The 19,124-nt window shown below is 69.2% G+C and carries 20 protein-coding genes; 13 read left to right on the top strand and 7 right to left on the bottom strand.

Translation table 11 applies throughout. From position 1 onward, the window contains the following. Window positions 1-76: 76 nt before the first annotated feature. Both ACX938_RS12030 and ACX938_RS12025 read left to right on the top strand, forming a co-directional pair. On the top strand, window positions 77-466 hold the full coding sequence (locus ACX938_RS12030; RefSeq protein WP_459431229.1) for an antitoxin Xre-like helix-turn-helix domain-containing protein: 390 nt from the start codon (window positions 77-79) through the stop codon (window positions 464-466). Then, entirely contained in the window at window positions 463-1,152 is a 690-nt protein-coding gene (locus tag ACX938_RS12025; RefSeq protein ID WP_459431228.1) for an RES family NAD+ phosphorylase, read from the top strand. Before ACX938_RS12030 ends, ACX938_RS12025 begins: the two co-directional genes overlap by 4 nt. A gap of 65 nt (window positions 1,153-1,217) precedes the next feature. Here ACX938_RS12025 and ACX938_RS12020 read toward each other — a convergent pair whose 3' ends face one another. Beyond that, entirely contained in the window at window positions 1,218-2,408 is a 1,191-nt protein-coding gene (locus ACX938_RS12020) for a DUF932 domain-containing protein (RefSeq protein WP_459431227.1), read from the bottom strand. An 89-nt stretch (window positions 2,409-2,497) separates the two neighbouring features. Beyond that, entirely contained in the window at window positions 2,498-3,586 is a 1,089-nt protein-coding gene (locus ACX938_RS12015; protein ID WP_459431226.1) for a site-specific integrase, read from the bottom strand. A 113-nt stretch (window positions 3,587-3,699) separates the two neighbouring features. Between ACX938_RS12015 and dusA the strand changes: the two genes are divergently transcribed. Beyond that, complete coding sequence (dusA, locus tag ACX938_RS12010) at window positions 3,700-4,695, top strand: tRNA dihydrouridine(20/20a) synthase DusA (RefSeq protein WP_459431225.1); 996 nt, start codon at window positions 3,700-3,702, stop codon at window positions 4,693-4,695. Window positions 4,696-4,864: 169 nt separating this feature from the next. On the opposite strand, the gene ACX938_RS12005 is transcribed toward dusA, so the two are convergent. Genes ACX938_RS12005 through ccmI form a run of 3 tightly spaced genes read right to left on the bottom strand, consistent with a single transcriptional unit; the run spans window position 4,865 to window position 6,828 of the window. Next, the gene (locus tag ACX938_RS12005) at window positions 4,865-5,110 is read right to left on the bottom strand and encodes a DUF1289 domain-containing protein (RefSeq protein ID WP_459431224.1); all 246 of its coding nucleotides are present in this window, start codon (window positions 5,108-5,110) and stop codon (window positions 4,865-4,867) included. Between the two features lie 12 nt (window positions 5,111-5,122). After that, a complete protein-coding gene (gene ruvX, locus ACX938_RS12000; protein ID WP_459431223.1) occupies window positions 5,123-5,596 on the bottom strand; it encodes a Holliday junction resolvase RuvX in 474 nt (157 codons plus the stop codon). After that, window positions 5,593-6,828 (bottom strand): c-type cytochrome biogenesis protein CcmI, encoded by a 1,236-nt coding sequence (ccmI, locus tag ACX938_RS11995; protein WP_459431222.1) that lies wholly within the window; start codon window positions 6,826-6,828, stop codon window positions 5,593-5,595. Before ccmI ends, ruvX begins: the two co-directional genes overlap by 4 nt. A gap of 204 nt (window positions 6,829-7,032) precedes the next feature. On the opposite strand from ccmI, the gene ACX938_RS11990 reads away from it, so the two are divergent. The 9 genes from ACX938_RS11990 to rarD all read left to right on the top strand — a co-directional run bounded on the left by ACX938_RS11990 (window position 7,033) and on the right by rarD (window position 15,354). Then, window positions 7,033-8,277, top strand: a complete 1,245-nt coding sequence (locus ACX938_RS11990) for a sarcosine oxidase subunit beta family protein (RefSeq protein WP_459431221.1) — start codon at window positions 7,033-7,035, stop codon at window positions 8,275-8,277. A 142-nt stretch (window positions 8,278-8,419) separates the two neighbouring features. Continuing rightward, on the top strand, window positions 8,420-8,782 hold the full coding sequence (locus tag ACX938_RS11985; RefSeq protein ID WP_459431220.1) for a hypothetical protein: 363 nt from the start codon (window positions 8,420-8,422) through the stop codon (window positions 8,780-8,782). 90 nt (window positions 8,783-8,872) lie between these two features. Continuing rightward, a complete protein-coding gene (locus ACX938_RS11980; RefSeq protein WP_459431219.1) occupies window positions 8,873-9,202 on the top strand; it encodes a sarcosine oxidase subunit delta in 330 nt (109 codons plus the stop codon). After that, a complete protein-coding gene (locus ACX938_RS11975) occupies window positions 9,199-12,201 on the top strand; it encodes a sarcosine oxidase subunit alpha family protein (RefSeq protein ID WP_459431218.1) in 3,003 nt (1,000 codons plus the stop codon). Before ACX938_RS11980 ends, ACX938_RS11975 begins: the two co-directional genes overlap by 4 nt. Next, complete coding sequence (locus ACX938_RS11970) at window positions 12,194-12,754, top strand: sarcosine oxidase subunit gamma (protein WP_459431217.1); 561 nt, start codon at window positions 12,194-12,196, stop codon at window positions 12,752-12,754. Before ACX938_RS11975 ends, ACX938_RS11970 begins: the two co-directional genes overlap by 8 nt. Before the next feature lie 163 nt (window positions 12,755-12,917). Then, window positions 12,918-13,526 (top strand): superoxide dismutase, encoded by a 609-nt coding sequence (locus ACX938_RS11965; RefSeq protein ID WP_232752942.1) that lies wholly within the window; start codon window positions 12,918-12,920, stop codon window positions 13,524-13,526. Window positions 13,527-13,655: 129 nt separating this feature from the next. Then, window positions 13,656-13,886 (top strand): hypothetical protein, encoded by a 231-nt coding sequence (locus ACX938_RS11960; protein WP_232752941.1) that lies wholly within the window; start codon window positions 13,656-13,658, stop codon window positions 13,884-13,886. Next, window positions 13,886-14,341: a host attachment family protein gene (locus ACX938_RS11955; RefSeq protein WP_232752940.1), complete on the top strand. Its 456-nt coding sequence runs from the start codon at window positions 13,886-13,888 to the stop codon at window positions 14,339-14,341. Before ACX938_RS11960 ends, ACX938_RS11955 begins: the two co-directional genes overlap by 1 nt. 95 nt (window positions 14,342-14,436) lie before the next feature. Beyond that, the gene (gene rarD, locus ACX938_RS11950) at window positions 14,437-15,354 is read left to right on the top strand and encodes an EamA family transporter RarD (protein ID WP_459431216.1); all 918 of its coding nucleotides are present in this window, start codon (window positions 14,437-14,439) and stop codon (window positions 15,352-15,354) included. Here the strand turns inward: rarD and ACX938_RS11945 are convergent. Beyond that, complete coding sequence (locus ACX938_RS11945; RefSeq protein ID WP_232752938.1) at window positions 15,276-15,848, bottom strand: LOG family protein; 573 nt, start codon at window positions 15,846-15,848, stop codon at window positions 15,276-15,278. The two genes, rarD and ACX938_RS11945, sit on opposite strands and share 79 nt — an antisense overlap. A 127-nt stretch (window positions 15,849-15,975) precedes the next feature. On the opposite strand from ACX938_RS11945, the gene ACX938_RS11940 reads away from it, so the two are divergent. Then, window positions 15,976-18,033, top strand: coding sequence for a LysM peptidoglycan-binding domain-containing protein (locus ACX938_RS11940; protein ID WP_459431215.1), 2,058 nt, complete (start codon window positions 15,976-15,978; stop codon window positions 18,031-18,033). A gap of 140 nt (window positions 18,034-18,173) precedes the next feature. Here ACX938_RS11940 and ACX938_RS11935 read toward each other — a convergent pair whose 3' ends face one another. After that, entirely contained in the window at window positions 18,174-19,100 is a 927-nt protein-coding gene (locus tag ACX938_RS11935; protein ID WP_232752936.1) for a LysR substrate-binding domain-containing protein, read from the bottom strand. Between the last annotated feature and the right edge of the window lie 24 nt (window positions 19,101-19,124).

Raw genomic sequence — 19,124 nt, 5'->3', positions numbered from 1 at the left:
AGGCGGGTCATGTGGACTTGCAACGCAATCCATATGGACTTATGTTGTCAGTCAAGCTAGGAAGGAGCGCGAACAAATGAAAAACGTAGTTCTGGAGCGACCTGCACCGGACCGGCAGGGTGTTGCTCTCAAGGCCTTCGCTCGGATCGCGGACGCCTGGTCGCTCACCCTGCGGGAAGCTGCGGCACTGGCGGACATGTCGGAGTCGACCTGGAAGCGGGCGAAGAAGCCCGATTTTGCGGGGGATTTGACGCGGGACCAGATGCTGCGATTGAGCGCGCTGATCGGCCTCTATAAGTCGCTCGAACTCTATTTCAACGAGCCGATCTCGCGGAACTGGGCGAAGCTGCCGAACCGGGGTCCGGAGTTCGACGGCGCGCGGCCCGTGGACGCGATGATCGCGGGCGGGTTGCCCAAGATCCTGCGCGTGCGGGGCTATGTCGATGCGCTGCGGGGCGGGGTTTGAGGATCACGTCGGTCAATGACCGTGCTCTTGTCAGGCTGATCTCCGAGACCCATCACAAGCCCCCAGTGCTGCGGGGGCTGGTCGACAGCGACGGGGAGGCCGCAGTTCTCGCCGAGATCGAAGGCGAGACCAGTGCCCGCCTGATCGCGGAAGCGCAGGGCAGCCCCGCACTCGACCGTCGCGAACTGGCCTTCGCGCGGCGGTCTCATGACCTGACCCTTTACGGTCAGAGCCATATCAATGCGGCCTTCACCTACACGCGACCCTCGGGCAACCGGTTCAACACCGGTGAGCGCGGCGCGTGGTACTGCGCCTGGGACATGCTGACGAGCGCGCAGGAGGTTGGGTTTCACCGGACCCGTGAATTGGGCTTCATCGGCCGCTACGAGGACGAGGCCCGCTACGTGGAACTGCTGGCGGATTTCATCGGGGATTTCCCGGATCTGCACGGGGAGGAGCATCTGGCGCTCGATCCGGTCCCCGAGCGGGGCTACGCGGCCGGGCAGCGCCTTGCAGGGGATCTGAGATCAGAGGGGCATCGTGGACTGATCTACCCATCCGTGCGCGACCCGGGCGGGCGGTGCTTCGTCGCCTTCGATCCCAGTATCATCCAGAATGTCCGTCCGGGCGCGAGCTGGAAGCTTGTCTGGCAAGGCGCGCCGGAATTCACGATCGAGGGGCTGTAACGCCCCTCGATATCCTCATGCGACACTTCAGATCTTGGCGCTAAGATGCTGAAAAATCCCATCTGTCAGGCCTTCTCCAACAACGCCTTCGCCTTTCCCTCCATCGCCAACCGCGCATCCTGCTGCGGCTTCGAGCGCGCGACCGCTGTGATGCCCTGCACGAAGTCGAAGACGCTCTCGGGCGGGCGGCCTTCCTCGGCCAGAACGGTCTCGACGATCCGCCCCGTCTCCGCCTTCGAGAACCCGCGCTTGCGCAGGAAGTCCTGCCGGTCCTCGTCCGACCGCGCGACGATCTTCTCCCGCGCCGCCCGGATACCGTCGATGAAAGGCGCGGGCGAGGACTCGGCGAAGCGGCTGAGCGCAGGCGCGGCCTCGTGGGCGAAGCGGGAGGCGGCGTATTTTGAGTGCCGGATCGTGATCTCCTGGAAGTCCTCGACGCCCCAGAGGTTGCGGTTCTGGCACACGGCGCGGAGGTAGAAACTGGCGATGCCAAGCGTCTTGGCGCCAACCTCCGAATTCCAGCAATAAAACCCCCGGAAATAGAGGTCGGGCGAGCCATCGGGCAGCAGCCCCGCCTCGATCGGGTTGAGGTCATCGACGAGGAACAGGAACACGTCGCGGTCGGAGGCGTAGAGCGTCGTCGTCTCCTTCGTCACGTCCACGCGCGGGTTGTAGATGCCGGTCGACCAGTCGAGCACGCCCGGCACCTTCCAGCGCGTGTCGCCCGTGCCGTTCCCTGCGATGCGCTGCACGGCGGAGACCAGTTCATGGTCGTAGATGCGGCCATAGTCTGGGCCGGTCACGGCGCGCAGTTCCGTGCGACCATGCGCGACCTCCATCGTCTTGATCTGCTCGGCCCGGTGGTTGGTCAGACCGTATTGCAGGTTGATCCCCGCCAGCGGCGCGGGCAGCTGCCGCAGATAGGCCGCGGGCGCGCCGACGAGGCTCGAGAGCTGGCTGAAGCTCCAATGCGTCGGCGCGACTGGCTCATCCGTGCCCGGCAGAACAAGCCCCAGCTTCTCCGGGTGGTCACGATGCGCCTCGACCCGGATCCCTGCGCTCTCCACCGTTCGCGTCCGGCTCCGCTCCGCCCGACCCTTGACGGATGCGAAGAGATCGTCGAGCGACAGATACCGCTCGTCATCCGGCCGCGAGAACCACTCCGACGACACGCGATCCATGTTCGTGCCGCGCGACACATCCACCTTGTAGCCGCCGCTGATATCACGCCCGGCTTCGATAATCTCGGTATTCATGGGTTTTCTCCCGCGACGGGCGGCCGAAAGCCTCTCTCTCGACCTCCAAACCCGTCACGGGCCGGGACGGCATCCCTCTAACTCTCCGATCACTCGGCTGCGCGGGTCTCGAGCGGGGAAGGGGCGCGCAACGCGGCGAGCCGGTGCAGCGTTTCCGGGCGGATATGCGTGTACCGGCGCAGCATTTTCCAATCCTTGTGGCCGGTGACCAGCGAGACTTGTTCAATGGCGAAGCCGGCCTCGAACAGGCGGCTGGTGCCCTCATGGCGTAGATCGTGGAAATGCAGGTCCTTCACGCTGACCTCGACGCAAGCGCGCCGGAACGCCGTTCCGACCGATCTCGAGTTGTAGGGAAAGATCCGGCCCCTTGCGTGCCCGAGTTCCTTTGCCTGCTCGGTGACCAGCGCCCATGCGTCGAACCCCGCGGCGGCGAAGAGTGGGATCCGCTGGTCGTTCCCGGTCTTGTTGCGCGGGTCCTTTCTGTCGCGGATCATGAGCATCCGGCGGTCGACGTCGAGATCGGTCCATTCGACGCGGCAGATCTCGTCGAGCCGCATGGCCGTGGCCACCGCGAACTTGACGATCCGCGTCATCGGGAGGGTCAGGCGTTCGTTGTCATCGAAGCAACGGAAGAGGCGGTTCAACTCATCGATGGTAGGGCGACGATCCCGCTCGGTGCCTTTGCCGATCAGCCCGAGACGCTTGAGCGCCACGCGCGCCAGATCGACGGGTTCCGGAGAAATGTCGAGCCCGTGCACGGCTGCCGCGTGGGTGATGATCATCTTGATCACCCCGATATCGATCCCGAGCGTCACCCGGCCCGCGCCTTGCTCCGCCCGCATCTTGCCGTAGTCGATCAGCTTCTGCCGGTCGAGGTGCCCGATCTTCTCTTTGCCCAGATCGCGCTTGAGCGTCGTGAGCGTGGCGGCCTTGCTGCGACGCGGCGGTTTCCCTACCTCGCACATATCGGTTATATGAAGATCGATGAGGTCGCCAAAGGTCTGGAGGCGGGAAACGGACGACTTGTTCGGTGCCAGCCCCTGATCGACCCGGGTCTCCGCTTGGCGGGCCCAACGATGGGCGTCGTCGCGGCGGAGGAACGTCTCGCTCGCGTAGCGGCCCTTTCGTCTGATCTGGACCCGGTATGCACCGGAGGGGAGCTTGGTGATGGAGGCCATTTTCGTGTGCGCTGTGTGTGCAATGAGTCGTCGTAGAGGGGCAAATTCGGGGATATTGGGGCGTATTCCAGCGTAGCAGCATCCGCCGCCAACAGTTTGAAGATACACAAAAAATGCAAATAAATCAACATGCTAGATTGTCCACGGCACCCATGATGGAATGGACCGACCGGCATTGCCGGGTCTTCCATCGCCAGCTCAGCCGCGAGGCGCTGCTTTACACCGAGATGGTCACCGCGCCGGCGTTGGTCCGGGGCGGGGCGCTGCATCTTCTGGACCACGACGCCGTTGAGCATCCGCTGGCGCTGCAGCTCGGCGGCAGCGATCCCGAGGAGCTGGCCGAGGCGGCGCGGCTCGGGGAAGAGGCGGGTTACGGCGAGATCAACCTCAACTGCGGCTGCCCTTCGGACCGGGTGCAATCGGGCACCTTCGGGGCGGTCCTGATGCGCGACCCGGCGCTGGTGGCCCGCGGTGTCGCGGCGATGCGCCGGGCGGTCTCGGTGCCGGTCACGGTGAAATGCCGGATCGGGGTCGACGACCAGGAGCCGTCAGAGGTGTTGCCGGCCTTCCTCGAGGCCGTGGCCGAGGCGGGCGCCACGCGGCTCATCGTGCATGCGCGCAAGGCCTGGCTGCAGGGGCTCTCGCCCAAGGAGAACCGCGATATTCCGCCGCTCGACTACGAGCTCGTGATGGAGATGAAGCGGCGCTATCCCGAGCTGCACCTGTCGATCAACGGGGGGATCACCTCGCTCGAACAGGCGCGGGGCTTCCTTGAGGCCGGGCTCGACGGGGTCATGGTGGGCCGCGCGGCCTATCACCAGCCCTGGGACGTGCTGGCCGGGGCGGATGCGGCGATCTACGGGATCGACCGCGCGCCGGTGGCGCCGGAAGCGGCGGCGCGGGGGATGCTCGATTACATCGACGCCCATGTCGCCTCGGGCGGCAAGGTGCACCAGGTCACGCGGCACATGCTGGGGCTTTTCGCGGGCCGGCCGGGCGCGCGGATCTGGCGGCGGGTGCTGTCGGAGAATGCCACCAAGCCGGGCATGGACTCGGGGCTGGTGCTGCGGGCGCTGGACGAGATGACGGCGGCGCGGGCGGCGGCCTGAGCGGGAGGCGGGAGCGCCGGTCTAGGCGGTGTCTCCGGTCTAAGCGGCCTTTGGCGCCTTCATTGGTTAGTCTGCAAAGACGCGCGCGGCCTTCGATGCGCCCTGCCGCACAGCAACCGCTTTGACCTCAACCCTCTGAAAACCGGGCACAAACCCGCCCCGCGACCCCTCAGCCCTGCCGGGCCATCCGGGCGCGGCGGCCGCCGCGGCGTTTCTGCAGGCGGGGCGCGCGGGCGGGCAGGGCCTCCATGATCTCGCGCCGCTCTTCGGGGCTCATCCGCGCCCAGGAGGTGATCTCCTCGATGCTGCGGAAACAGCCCACGCAGATGCGTTCCTCGGGGTGCACGACGCAGGTCTGCACGCAGGGGCTTTCGATCGCCCCGCCGGTCGCGCCGCCTGTCCTGCTCTTGCCCATGAAAGCCTCGTCTCAGCCCTGGCGGAGATGCCTAATCCGGTCCAGCGCGCCCTGCAAGATGTAGCTCGCCGCGACGTGATCGATGCGCTCGGCGCGCTTGGCGCGCGAGGTGTCGGCCTCGAGCAGCGCGCGCTCCGCGGCCACGGTCGAAAGGCGCTCGTCCCAGAAGGTGATCACCCCTGGCCAGAGCCGCGCCAGGTTGCGCGCGAAGGCCCGGGTCGACTGGCAGCGCGGCCCCTCGGTGCCGTCCATGTTGCGCGGCAGGCCCAGGACCACGCCGCCGATCTCGCGCTCGGCGAGGATCGCCATGAGCCGCTCGGCGTCCTGGGTGAACTTCTTCCGGCGGATCGTCTCGAGCGGGGTCGCGATCGACAGGAGCCGGTCCGAGACCGCCACGCCGATGGTCTTGTCGCCGAGGTCGAGCCCGGCCAGCGCCGCCATGGGCGGCAGATCCGCGACGGCCTCTTCGATGCTTTCGTGGATCATTGGACCACCCCCGCCTCGCGGGCCCCGGCGCGCACGGTCTCGAGCGCCTCCTCGTTGCCCAGGAAGACCTCCTGCGCGTTGCGCCAGATCTCGCGCGCCTGGTCGGTTTCGCCCAGGACGCCATAGGCGGTGATCAGCCGCGCCCATTCCTCGGGCGAGCCGCCCTGGTTGGCGAGCCGGTCCGAGAGCCGCGCGACCATGCCGGCGATCATGCCCTGGCGGTCCTCGGCGCTCATCTCGCCGGCGGCCTCGATGTCCTCGGCGCTGGGGCCGGAGAGGGCCGAGGCAGGCACCGGCGGCTGGTAGTCATTGACGCCCGCGCGCCAGGCGATCTCGGGGATCTGCGCCATGACCGGCGGCACCCAGGGGTCGCCTTCCGCCGAGCGGCGCAGGAGCGCGTCCCAGATGCGGAAGGCGCGGTCGGGGCGGCCGGTCTGGGCCATGGTCAGCCCGGCGTAATAATTGCCGACGCCGCTTTCGGGGTCGCGGCGCAGCGCCTCCTGGACCGCGACCTCGGCCTCGGGCGAGACATAGCCGCCGGCGGCCAGCACCATCATGTCGGCGAGATCGGCGTAATCCTTGGCGGTGGCCTCCTCGCCCTTGAGCGCGATGATCCGCTCCTGCGCCGCATAGGCCGCGCGGTAGTTGCCAAGCGCCGCCTCGGAGCGCGCCAGAAGCTGGAAGCCGCGCAGGTCGTCCTGCCGCTCGGCGACCGCCTGGCGGAGCCGGTTGACCAGCGCGAGATACTCCTCGGTCGGAGCCTCCTCGGGGGCGGAGGCGGGCACCTCGGCCTCGGCGGCGGCCTGGTCGGGGCGGTTGCGGCGGGCCTCCTCGGCCTGGGCGATGCGCGCCTCGAGGCCGAGGTCGCCGTAGCCCGGAGCGCCGAGGCTGAGATAGATCCCGACCGAGCCCACCAGCAGGAACAGCGCCAGCGCCGCCATGGTCAGCCGCGAGAGCCCGCGCGCCTCGCCCCCCGCACCCGGCGCGGAACCAGACCGCGCGTCGGCGGCCAGAAGCCGGCGCGAGACCTCGGTGCGCAGCCGCTCGGCCTCCTCGGGGGCGATGATGCCGCGTTCGGCGTCGCGATCGACCTCGGTGAGTTGCTGGCGATAGACCTCGATGTCTGATTGCGCGGCGTCGCGCGTGCGCCCGTGGCCGCGCAGAAGCGCAATCCCGATCAGCGCCGCGACCAGCAGCGCCATGGCACCGGCTACGATCCAGAAGGCGATCATGGGGTCTCCTCAGACGTTTGGCCTGACATATCCGCGCGCCCTTCCGACCAAAAGGCAAAAAACCCCCGGGGCGCGCCCATGTCGCAAAGCGCCGCGGGCGATGTCGCAACTGCGCCGAAATATGACGGGTCCCGGCATGGCGCGGCGCCCGCACCCATGCGAGGAGGGCAGGCAAGGGGACATCGAGCCGGGAATCGCCACTCCATGACACGCTACTCCGCCTTCGCGCTGGCCCGCGAGGCCTTCCGCAACCACCAGGGCTGGGGCCGCGCCTGGCGCGATGCCACGCCCAAGGCGCATTACGACGCGGTGATCGTCGGGGCCGGCGGCCACGGGCTGGCGACGGCCTTTTACCTCGGCAAGAACCACGGCATCCGCAATGTCGCGATCCTCGAGAAAGGCTGGCTCGGCGGCGGCAACACCGGGCGCAACACCACGATCATCCGGTCGAACTACCTGCAGGACCCCTCGGCGGCGATCTACGAGAAGTCGCGCAGCCTCTACGAGACGCTGAGCCAGGACCTGAACTACAACATCATGTACAGCCCGCGCGGCGTGATGATGCTGGCGCAGACCGAACACGAGGTGCGCGGCTACCGGCGCACCGCCCATGCCAATGCGCTGCAGGACGTCGAGACCCGCTTCATCGGCCCCGAGGAGGTCAAGCGCCTGGTGCCGATCATCGAGCTGAAGGGTCCGCGTTACCCGGTCCTGGGCGCGCTATGGCAGCCGCGGGCGGGCACCGCGCGGCACGACGCGGTGGCCTGGGGCTATGCGCGCGCCTGTTCCGACATGGGCATGGACATCGTCCAGAAGTGCGAGGTCACCGGCGTGCGGACCGAAGGCGGCCGCGTCACCGGCGTCTCCACCACCCGCGGCGAGATCGGCTGCGACAAGCTCGGCCTCGTGGTCGCGGGCCATTCGGGGCACCTCGCCGACATGGCGGGCTTCCGGCTGCCGGTCGAAAGCGTGGCGCTGCAGGCGCTGGTGTCCGAGCCGATCAAACCCTGCATGGATGTGGTCGTCATGGCCAATACCGTGCACGGCTACATGAGCCAGTCCGACAAGGGCGAGATGGTGATCGGCGGCGGCGCGGACGGCTATAACAACTACACCCAGCGCGGCTCCTTCCACCACATCGAGGAGACGGTGCGCGCGCTCTGCGAGACCTTCCCCATGATCTCGCGGCTGAAGATGCTGCGGCAATGGGGCGGCATCGTGGACATGACCGGCGACCGCTCGCCGATCCTGTCGAAGACGCCGGTGGAGAACTGCTTCATCAACTGCGGCTGGGGCACCGGCGGGTTCAAGGCGATCCCGGGCTCGGGCTGGGGCTTTGCCGAGCTCATGGCCAAGGGCCATTCGCCGCTGACCGAGGCCTTCGGGCTCGACCGCTTCCGCGAAGGCCGCTTCGTCGACGAGTCGGTCGCGGCGGGGGTGGCGCATTGAGCCTCGGGCGGGAACCCGCCGAGGCGCACCTGCCGACTTTGGCAAGCCTTCGCCGATCCGCGCGCCAGGCCGGCGCGGCGGGAACGGCGCGGGGGGTGGCTCTCGTTGTCTGCGCAAATATCGCAGTCACGGAGGCATCCAGATGTCCGACACGAACCACAGCCATCACACCCGCGAAACCCACGTCGAGAAGTCCGGCGCGAGCGGGCCGATCGTCTTCATCGTCGGCGGCCTCGTCGTCGCCGTCGGCGTCCTGGCCTGGGCCCTCACCGGCAGCGCGCCCGAGGGCGGCAGCGCCGCGAACGGCAATGGCGACGTCTCGATCTCGGTCGACGGCGGGGATGCCGCCGCCGAAGGCAGCGCCGGCGCCGGTGAAGGCGCCGAGGCCGGGGCCGCGGCCTCGGGTGGCGATGCTGCCGAAGGTTCGGGCGCTGCCGAGGCCGAAGCCGATGCCGCAGCCGGCGACGGCGGCGCGGCCGCAGGCGCGGACGCCCAGCAGAACTAAGACCGCGCGCGGGGTTGTCCCGCCGCGCACCCCTGACCACGCCCCGACCGCTCCGCGCGGCCGGGGCGCTTTGCGTGCCCGGAGGTCCCCGTGCTGATCCTGACCTGTCCCTATTGCGGCGTCGCCGCCGACGAGACCGAGCTGCATCCCGGCGGCGAGGCGCATCTGACGCGCGAGGGCCCCGAAAGCGATGACGCCGCCTTCGAGGGCTACCTCTTCCACCGCAAGAACCCCAAGGGCGTGCATTTCGAGCGCTGGCGCCACGCCCATGGCTGCGGCAAGTGGTTCCACGCCGCGCGCTGCACCGTCACGCTCGAGGTCTTCGGCACCTATGCCGCCCAGACCACGACCCCCCCGCAGGAGATCCGCGAGATCCTCACCGCGCGCCGTCCCGGCTGGGACCAGGAGGCAAAGGCATGAGCACCCGTCTGGCCCAGGGCGGCCGCCTGATCGACCGCGCCAAGACCCTGCGTTTCACCTTCAACGGCCGCCAGATGAAGGGCTATGCCGGCGACACGCTGGCCGCCGCCCTCCTGGCGGGCGACCAGATGCTGGTGGGGCGCAGCTTCAAGTATCACCGCCCGCGCGGCATCCTCGCCTCGGGCGCCGAGGAGCCCAACGCGCTCGTGGGCCTCGGCACCGGCGACCGCTTCGAGCCGAACCAGCGCGCCACGGTGACCGAGCTTTTCGATGGGCTCTCGGCGGGGTCGCAGAACCACTGGCCGAGCCTCGAATACGACATCGGCGCGATCAACACCAAGCTGGCGCGCTTCCTGCCGGCGGGCTTCTACTACAAGACCTTCATGCAGCCCCGGGCCTTTTGGAAGCACGTCTACGAGCCTTTCATCCGCCGCTCGGCGGGGCTCGGCAAGGCGCCCGCCGCCGAGGCGCGCGATCCCGACGACTACGAGCATTACTACGCCCATGTGGACCTCCTGGTGATCGGCGGCGGTGTCGCCGGGCTGCAGGCCGCGCGCATCGCGGGGCAGGCGGGCCGCTCGGTTCTGCTGATCGAACAGGCGCCTGTCTGGGGTGGCCGCGCGCCCGTCGACGGCGGCGAGATCGAGGGGCTTCCGGCCGAGGAATGGGTCGACCGCACGCTCGAGGAGCTCACCGCCATGCCCAACGTGCGGCTGCGCGCGCGGACGCTGGGCGCGGGGCTCTACGACCACGGCTATGCCATCGCGCAGGAACGGGTCTCGGACCACGCGCCGGGCGCGCAGGGGCCGCGCCACCGGCTCTGGCGCATCCGCGCCGAGCGCATCGTCACCGCGACCGGCGCGATCGAGCGGCCGCTCTCCTTTGCCGGCAACGATCTGCCCGGCGTCATGCTGGCCTCGGCGGTGCGCGACTACCTGGTGAACTACGCCGTCTCGCCGGGCGACCGCACCGTGGTGGTCACCAACAACGACGACGCCTATCGCACGGCGCTGGCGCTTCTGGACGCCGGCCTCAGCGTGCCCGCCATCATCGACGCCCGGCCCGCGGGCGGCGGCGCGCTCATGGCCGAGGCCGAGGCGCGCGGCATCCGGGTGCTCAAGGGCAAGGGCATCGCCAAGGCGACGGGCGGCGCGCGGATCACCGCCGTCGAGGTCTGCGCCCAGGCGGGCGAGGGCGCCTGCGAAGAGATGATCACCTGCGACGCCCTGGCGATGTCGGGCGGCTGGTCGCCGGTGGTGCACCTCTGGTCCCATGTCGGCGGCAAGCTCAATTGGGACGAGAGCGAGAACTTCTTCCGCCCCGACCCGCAGCGCGGGCCGGTCAGCCACGACGGCAGCGCGCATGTGGCCGTTGCGGGCGCGGCCAACGGCCACCTGGGCCTGTCGGAGATCCTCGAGGATGCGGGCAGCGCCGCGGCGCTGCTCTTCGGCGGCGCGGCGCCCGAGGCCCCCGAGGCCAGCCCCCGCGACGAGGCGCCCATGGCGCCGGTCTGGCTCATGCCGCAGGGCGCGAAACAGGCGCTGCGCGCCAAGGCCTGGCTCGACTTCCAGAACGACGTGAAGGTGACCGACGTGCAGCTCGCCGCGCAGGAGGGCTTCACCTCGGTCGAACACACCAAGCGCTACACCACGCTCGGCATGGCGACGGATCAAGGGAAGTTGAGCAACATCAACGGCCTCGCCGTGCTTTCTCAAGCATTGGGTGAAGGCATCCCGCAGGTCGGCACGACCACCTTCCGGCCGCCCTATACGCCGATCTCGCTGGCCTCGATCGCCGGCGAGGCCAAGGGCGCGCTGTTCCAGCCGGTCCGCAAGACCGCGCTGCACGGCTGGCACGAGGCCCATGGCGCCACCTGGGAGCCGGTGGGCCACTGGCGCCGCCCCTATGCCTACCCGCGCCCCGGCGAAAGCGTCGAGGATGCGGTCAACCGCGAGGTCACGGCGGTGCGCGAGGGCCTCGGCCTGCTCGACGCCTCGACCCTGGGCAAGATCTTGGTGAAGGGCCCCGACGCGGGACGCTTCATGGACATGCTCTACACCAACATGATGTCGAGCCTGAAACCCGGCGCCTGCCGCTACGGGCTGATGTGCAGCGAGAACGGCTTTCTCTCCGGCGACGGCGTGGTGGCGCGCCTCGACGAGGAGACCTTCCTTTGCCACACCACCACCGGCGGGGCCGAGCGCATCCACGCCCATATGGAGGAATGGCTGCAGACCGAATGGTGGGACTGGCAGGTCTGGGTGCTGAACCTGACCGAGCAATACACCCAGATCGGCGTGGTCGGCCCGAAGTCGCGCGCGGTGCTGGAAAAGCTCGGCGGCACGGATGTCTCGGCCGAGGCGCTGCCCTTCATGCGCTGGTGCGACGGCGAGATCGGCGGGCTGCCGGTGCGGATCTTCCGCATCTCCTTCTCGGGCGAGCTGTCCTTCGAGCTGGCGACGCCCGCGCATCGCGGCCGCGAGCTCTGGGACAAACTTGTCGCGGCAGGTGAGGAGTTCGGCGTAACCCCTTACGGCACCGAGGCAATGCACGTGCTGCGCGCCGAGAAGGGCTTCATCATGATCGGCGAGGAAACCGACGGCACGGTGATCCCGCAGGACCTGGGCCTCAACTGGGCGATCTCCAAGAAGAAGACCGATTACATCGGCAAGCGCGCCCAGGCCCGCAGCTTCATGGACAATGCCGACCGCTGGCAGCTTGTCGGCCTCGAGACGCTGGACGGCAGCGTCTTGCCGGATGGCGCCTATGCGGTGGCGCCCGGCAAGAACGACAACGGCCAGGTGAACACCCAAGGCCGGGTCACCTCGAGCTACCATTCGCCGACGCTCGGGCGCGGCATCGCCATGGCGCTGGTGCACTACGGCCCTGAGCGCATGGGCGAGGTGCTGGAGTTCGCCATGACCGACGGCCGACGGGTGCCGGCGAAGATCACCGGCACGGTTTTCTTTGATCCCGAGGGGGAGAAGCAGAATGTCTGACATCGCGCGCGACGGCGCCCGGGCCGAGGGCGAGGTGCTGGTCGAAGGGCAGGGGCCGCAGGGTATGATCTCCTTGCGCTGCGACCTCGGGGCGGAGGCGCTGAAAACGGCGCTTTCGGGTGAGGGGCTGGCGCTTCCCGCGCCCCTGTCGCTGACGCGCGAAGACGCGCGGGCCGTCCTCTGGATGTCGCCCGACGAGCTGCTGCTGCTCTGCCCCTACGACGAGGCGCCCGCGCTCTGCGCCCGGCTCTCCGAGGCGCTCTCCGGCACCCACGCGCTGGTGGCCGTGGTCTCCGACGCCCGCGCGGCCTTCAAGCTCACCGGCGAAGAGGCGCTTCTGCGCGAGACCCTGGCCAAGCTGACGCCCGCCGACATGCGCCCCGAGGCCATGCCCGAGGGCCGCGTGCGGCGCACAAGGCTGGCCCAGGTCGCCGCCGCGATCTGGTTCGAGGGTTGCGCCGCCCATGTCCTGGCCTTTCGTTCGGGCGCCGATTACGTCTTCGGCGCGCTGGCCTACGCGGGCCGGAGCGGCGCGCGGGTGGGCCACCTCTGAGGCGACGCCCCGGGGCCCCGGACCAGGCTTCCAACCGCCGGAACCACGGCGCGCGCCTGGCGTTGATCCCGTGACCGCAGGCGCCGGCTATTGACCCCGTCCTCTTGTCGGCGCACGAACGGCACTACGTCGCAGATTAACGTTTCATCGAACGAGGACTGTCATGGCATTTGAACTTCCCGATCTTCCCTATCCCCACGACGCGCTCGCCTCGAAGGGCATGTCGCAGGAGACGCTCGAGTTTCACCACGACATTCACCACAAGGCCTATGTCGACAACGGCAACAAGGCGATTGCCGGCACCGAGTGGGAAAACAAATCCGTCGAAGAGATCATCAAGGGCACCTATGACCCGAAGGCCGTCGCGCAGTCGGGCATCTTCAACAACGCCTCGCAGTACTGGAACCACAACCAGTTCTGGGAAATGATGACCCCCGACAACGTCGGCATGCCCGGCGAGCTGGAAAAGGCCCTGGTCGAGAGCTTCGGTTCGGTCGACAAGTTCAAGGAAGACTTCGCCGCCGCGGGCGCGGGCCAGTTCGGCTCGGGCTGGGCCTGGCTGGTGAAGGACACCGACGGCGGGCTGAAGGTCACCAAGACCGAGAACGGCGTAAACCCGCTGTGCTTCGACCAGACCGCGCTGCTTGGCGTCGACGTCTGGGAGCACTCCTACTACATCGACTTCCGCAACAAGCGCCCGGCCTATCTCTCGAACTTCCTCGAGAACCTGGTCAACTGGGAGAACGTCGCGGAGCGTTTGTCCAAAGCCTAAACGACGCCGCGTAAGTCATTGACTTGCAAGCGCCTCGGCCCCTCGGCCGGGGCGTTTTTTATGGCCGGGTTCGGAACGTGACTTCTGGTTGCGCGTTTTTATTCCAGCAACGGTCAAAGGAGACAGGTCATGGCAGAACGCATCAGATCCAAGGACGGCGACCGCGAAACGGAGAAGGTGCTCGGCGAGAAACCCGAGGACCTGCCCGAGGCGCCCGACCAGGCCGGACGCGCCGGCGGCGAGATCAGCCGCAAGGTCGGCACCCGCGACGAGGAAAAGCGCCGCGACGCCACCTCGAACGGCCCGACGCGGCCCAAGGCACAGGATCAGGACGGAAGCGGCGACAAGGAGAACGTGTGATGGCAACGCTGACGAATGGCACCTGGGTTCTGATCGCCGACGGCGAGAAGGCGATGTTCCTGCGCAACGACGTGGACGCGATGAACCCCGATCTGAACGTCGTCCGGCTCGAAGAGCAGGACAATCCTTCGGACTACGACCAGTCGGCCAATCGCCCGGGCCGCATGGGCGACACCGGCGTCGGCCAGCGCTCGGCCTTGGATGACACCGACTGGCACGAGCTGGCGAAGGAGCGGTTCGCCGACGAGCTCTCCGAGATCCTTTACAAGCAGGCCCATGCCAAGCGCTTCGAGCGCATCGTGCTGGTCGCCCCGCCGGTGGTGCTGGGCGAGATGCGCGACAAGCTGCACCAAGAGGTCCGCGAGAAGGTGGTGGCCGAGGTCGACAAGACCCTGACGAACCACCCGCTCGACAAGATCGAGCAGCTCCTGCACGACGAGCTGGAAGCGGCCTGAGGCCCGCGCGGCGCCCGGTGTGACAGCCGGGCGCCGATTGCCTTCGCCGCGTGGCTCTGCCACACCGCTCGGGCAGGGCCGGGCGAGGGGACGACATGCAGGACAGGCAAACCGGGATCGCGGCCGTGGTGGCCGCCTGCGTGATCTGGGGCCTGTCGCCGATCTACTACAAGCTCCTGGCCGATGTGCCGCCCGACGAGGTGCTGGCCCATCGCACGCTCTGGTCCTTTGTCTTCTTCGCCGCGGTGCTGGCGGTGCAGGGGCGGCTTGGCGCGATCCGCGCGGCGCTTTCGGACCGGACGCGGTTCCTGACCATCGCCTTCGCCGCGGTGGTCATCTCGAACAACTGGTTCCTCTTCATCTACGCCATCCAGATCGGCCGGGCGACCGAGGCGAGCCTGGGCTATTACATCTTCCCGCTGGTGGCCGTGCTGATGGGGGTGGTCTTCTTCCGCGAGAGGCTGGGCCCGGCGCAGATCCTGGCGGTGGGTCTTGCGGCGCTGGCGGTGATCTTCCTCTCGGTCCGGCTTGGCGCGCCGCCCTGGCTGTCGCTCATCCTGTCCTTCAGCTTCGGGCTCTATACCGTTGCGAAGAAACGGCTGGACGTGGGGCCGGTGGTCTCGGTCACCGCAGAGGTGCTGCTGCTGACCCCGCTGGCGCTGGCCTGGCTCTGGGTCCTGCACGCGGGCCCTGAAGGCGGCACCTTCGGGACGGACCTCAAGACCTCGACCCTGCTGATCTTTTCCGGGCCGCTGACGGCGCTGCCGCTGATCCTCTTCAGCGTCGCTTCGCGGCGCGTGGCGCTCTCGACCGTGGGGCTCATCCAGTACCTGAACCCTACGCTGCAATTCCTTGTGGCTACGCTGATTTTCCGCGAACCATTCGGGCTGTCGCAGGCCCTGGCCTTCGCGCTGATCTGGACCGCGCTGGCGATCTATTCGACCGCGAGCTGGCGCTCCGAGAGGGCGCGGCGCAGGGCCGCGACGGTGCTCTCCACGTCGTCGGAGACCTGAACCGAGGCGCGGGTCTCGGCGCCCGCGAAGCCCTCGGCGACCACATGGTCGAGCAGCGCGACCAGCGGGTCCCAGTAACCCGCGACGTTCATCAGGACGATCGGCTTGTCGTGCAGCCCGAGCTGGCGCCAGGTCAGCACCTCGAAGAACTCGTCGAGCGAGCCCGCGCCGCCGGGCAGCACCACGATGGCATCGGCGTTCATCACCATGACCTTCTTGCGCTCGTGCATGGTCTCGGTGACGACGAAATGGGTCAGGTCGCGCTTGCCGACCTCCCAGCGCACGAGGTGCTCGGGGATCACCCCGAAGGTCTCGGCGCCGGCCGATTGCGCGGCGCGCGCCACGCGGCCCATGAGCCCCACGTCGCCGGCGCCGTAGACCAGCCGCCAGCCGGTCTGGCCGATGGCGCGTCCCAGCGCCTCGGCGGCTTCCGCATAGGCCGGGCGGGCGCCGTCGCGGGCCCCGCAATAGACGCAGATCGAGGCTTGTTGCATTGCAGTGACTCCGGGATTGCGAGGCTTTTGACCGGCTATAACGGCGTTGCTATACACGCTCAACTGACCTTGGCTGTCTTTCAGGGTCTTTCGGCATGCGCCGACATGTCTTGGGGATGGGACGAAAATGACAACAAAAGCGGGCCTTTCCGGACCGGGTGGTGCCGTCTTCCTGGTGGCCGGCGTGCTGGCGCTGGCGCTTGGCGGGCTTTACGCGACAGGGCAGCTAGACCCGCTTCTGGAGCGCGAGGCCGGGGCCGAGGTTGGCGCGGCGGACGGGTCTGCGGAAGATGGCGAGGGCGCGCCTGCGCCGGAGACGGACACCGCAGCCGCGCCGGAGAGCCCGGCGGAGGCCCCCGCAGTCGAGGGTGCGGAGAGCGCCGAAGCAGGTGAGGAGACGGATGCGCAAGAGGCACCCACCGAAGACGCGACCCCGGACCCCACCGAAGAGGCCGCGACCGAAGAGGCCCCCGCCGCCGACGACACCACCACCGAGAGCCCGCCCAGCTTCGATCTCGTCCGCGTCTCGCCCGACGGCAACGCGGTGATCGCCGGGCGCGCAGCGCCGGGGGCGCTGGTCACGCTCTACCTCGGCGGCGCGCCCGTGCGTGAGGCCGAAGCGGATGCCTCGGGCAGCTTCGTCTTCCTGACCGACCTGGGCACCAGCGCGGCCCCGCGTGTGCTGACCCTCTCCGAGCGCCCCGAGGGCGCGGAGGAGGAACGCTTTGCCGAGGCCGAGGTGATCCTTGCCCCGGCGGCCCAGGTGGCCGAAGCGCCGGAGACCCCTGCGGAAGCGGAAGAGGTCGCGGCGCTGGAGAGCGCCGAGGCGGGCGATGAGATGCCTGCAGAGGATTCGGCTTCTGCGGACGGCGATATGACCGAGACTTCGGAGGCCACGACGCCCGAGGCCGAGAGCCCCGAGACCTCCGAGCAGGTGGCCGCGGCGGATGACGCTGGGACCGCGTCCGAGACCGCGACGCAGAACGCGCAGAACGGAATGGACGCCACCATGCCGGACGCTTCGGCGACCGGGGATGTCGAGACGGCGCAAGCCGACGCCACGGCTGAGACAGACGGTCAGGACGCGACCTCGGAAGCTGAGACTGAAGAGGCGACTTCTGAAACCGAAACGGCCTCTGCAGGATCGCAAGCGGACATCAACGGCAGCACGGCGTCGGAGCAGAGTGCTGCGAGCGACGGGGACACCACCGGTTCCGAGACAACCGAAACGCCTGACGCGGGCGACGTGACCGAAGCCGCTGAAGCAGCCACTGGCAGCGAAGACCGCGCGACAGGTGAGGACACCCAAGTCACTGCCGAAGCCCCGCAGGCGACCGGCGACAGCCCGGCGCCGAGCGCCGAGGCGGGGGATGGCAGTTCCCAGAGCGGGACTGGCGAGACCGCCGAGGCGACCGCTGCGGACACGGGGGGCGAGGCTGCCGCCACGGTCTCGGCGGACACCACCGCCGAGACAGACACCACCACCGACACCGCCGCCAATACCGGCACCACATCCGACACCACCCCCGGCCAACCCCAACCGACCGACGCACAGCCCCAGGTCGCGCTATCGGCCCCGGAGGCCCCGCAGACATCCGCCGGCAGCGCGCCTGCCGCGGACGACGCGCCGGCGCCGGGGGCGGCGCCGACCGCGGTTCTGCTCTCGGGCCCCGAGGGCGTCGAGGTCGTGCAACCGGCCACCGAACCGGCCTTGCCGCCCGAGGGCGAATTTGTGGCGCTCGACGCGATTTCCTACGACGACAGCGGCGCGGTCTCGCTTGCGGGCCGGGCGACGCCGGGGGGCAGCGTGCGCATCTACCTCGACAACCGCGAGATCGCGCTGACCGATGTGGGCGAGGCGGGCCGCTGGCGCAGCAACCTGCCCGAGACCGGCGCGGGCACCTATACGCTGCGGCTCGACCGGGTCGACGGCGAGGGCCGGGTGCTGGCGCGCATCGAAAGCCCCTTCCAGCGCGAGAGCCGCGCGGCGCTCGAGGCGGCATCGCCGGGCGAGGACGCGCCGGTCTACGCGGTCACCGTGCAGCCCGGCAACACGCTCTGGGGCATCTCGCGCGAGCGCTACGGCGAGGGCATCCTCTACGTGAAGGTCTTCGAGGCCAACCGCGGGCAGATCCGCGACCCGGACCTGATCTACCCCGGCCAGGTCTTCGCGCTGCCGGAGTAGGCGGCGCGAGACGGGGAAAGGCTGCGCGCTGGCGGTAAGCCCGCGCTCGGCCTAGGTGCTAGCCCCCCGCATAAGCGGGATGTCAGCATGCGGGCCGAGGCCGGTCCCGCATTCCTTCAGAGCACCACACCACAAACACCCTACCGCGGCAGCGGATCGTCCTCGGGCTGGCCGGCATTGGCCAGCCAGTCGCGGAAGGCGGCGAGGGCAGGGGTCACGGGCCGGCTGTCGGGCCAGGCCAGGTGATAGGCCCCGAGGCTCGCGGGCTCGGCCTCGGCGGCCAGCACCAGCCGGCCCCGCGCGCGGTCCTCCTCGCTCAGGTAGTCCGGCAGAAGCGCCACCCCGAGCCCGTGCAGCGCCGCCTCGAGGATCGTGGTGAACTGGTCGAAGGAGGTGCCGGGCAGGGCGCCGGTCTGCATCCCCTGCGCCGCGAACCAGCTTTCCCAGGCCTTGGGGCGCGTGTCGATATGCAGAAGCGGCAGGGTCGCCAGCACCCGCAGGCTCACCGGACCCTGCGGCAGCACGCCGGGCGCGGCGACGGGCATCACCCGCTCGGGTCGCAGCATCAGCCGCTGGGTGCCGGGGCGCGCATCAGTACCGTATTCGATCGCCGCGTCGAAGCCCTCGGCGTCGAAATCGGGCGGCCGCAGCCGGGTGGTGAAATTGATCGTCACCTCGGGGTGGCGGCGGGTGAAATCCGGCAGCCGGGGCACCAGCCAGCGCATCCCGAAGGAGGGCAGGATCGCCAGCGACAGCGAGCCCGCCCGCGAGGGCATCCGCAGGCTCAGCGAGGCCTGGGCGATGCGGTTCAGCGCGGCGCGCACCTCGGTCGCATAGCCGCGCGCCTCGGGGGTGAGCGCCAGCGCCCGGCCTTCGCGGCTGACCAGGCTGACGCCCAGCTGATCCTCGAGGGTGCGGATCTGCCGCGAGATCGCGCTCTGGCTCAGGTCGAGCTCGCGCGCGACCGCCGCCGCGGTGCCGAGCCGGTCCAGCGCCTCGAGCGCGCGCAGCGCGGGCAGGGGCGGCAGAAGCCGCCGCGAGAGGGGGGATGCTTGCGTTTCCTGCATCTTTACTTGCGGGATAGTCGCTTT

This window comes from Roseivivax sp. (assembly GCF_054552075.1).
The sequence above is the reverse complement of the archived record's forward strand: the minus strand, read 5'-3'. Positions and strand labels throughout refer to the sequence as shown.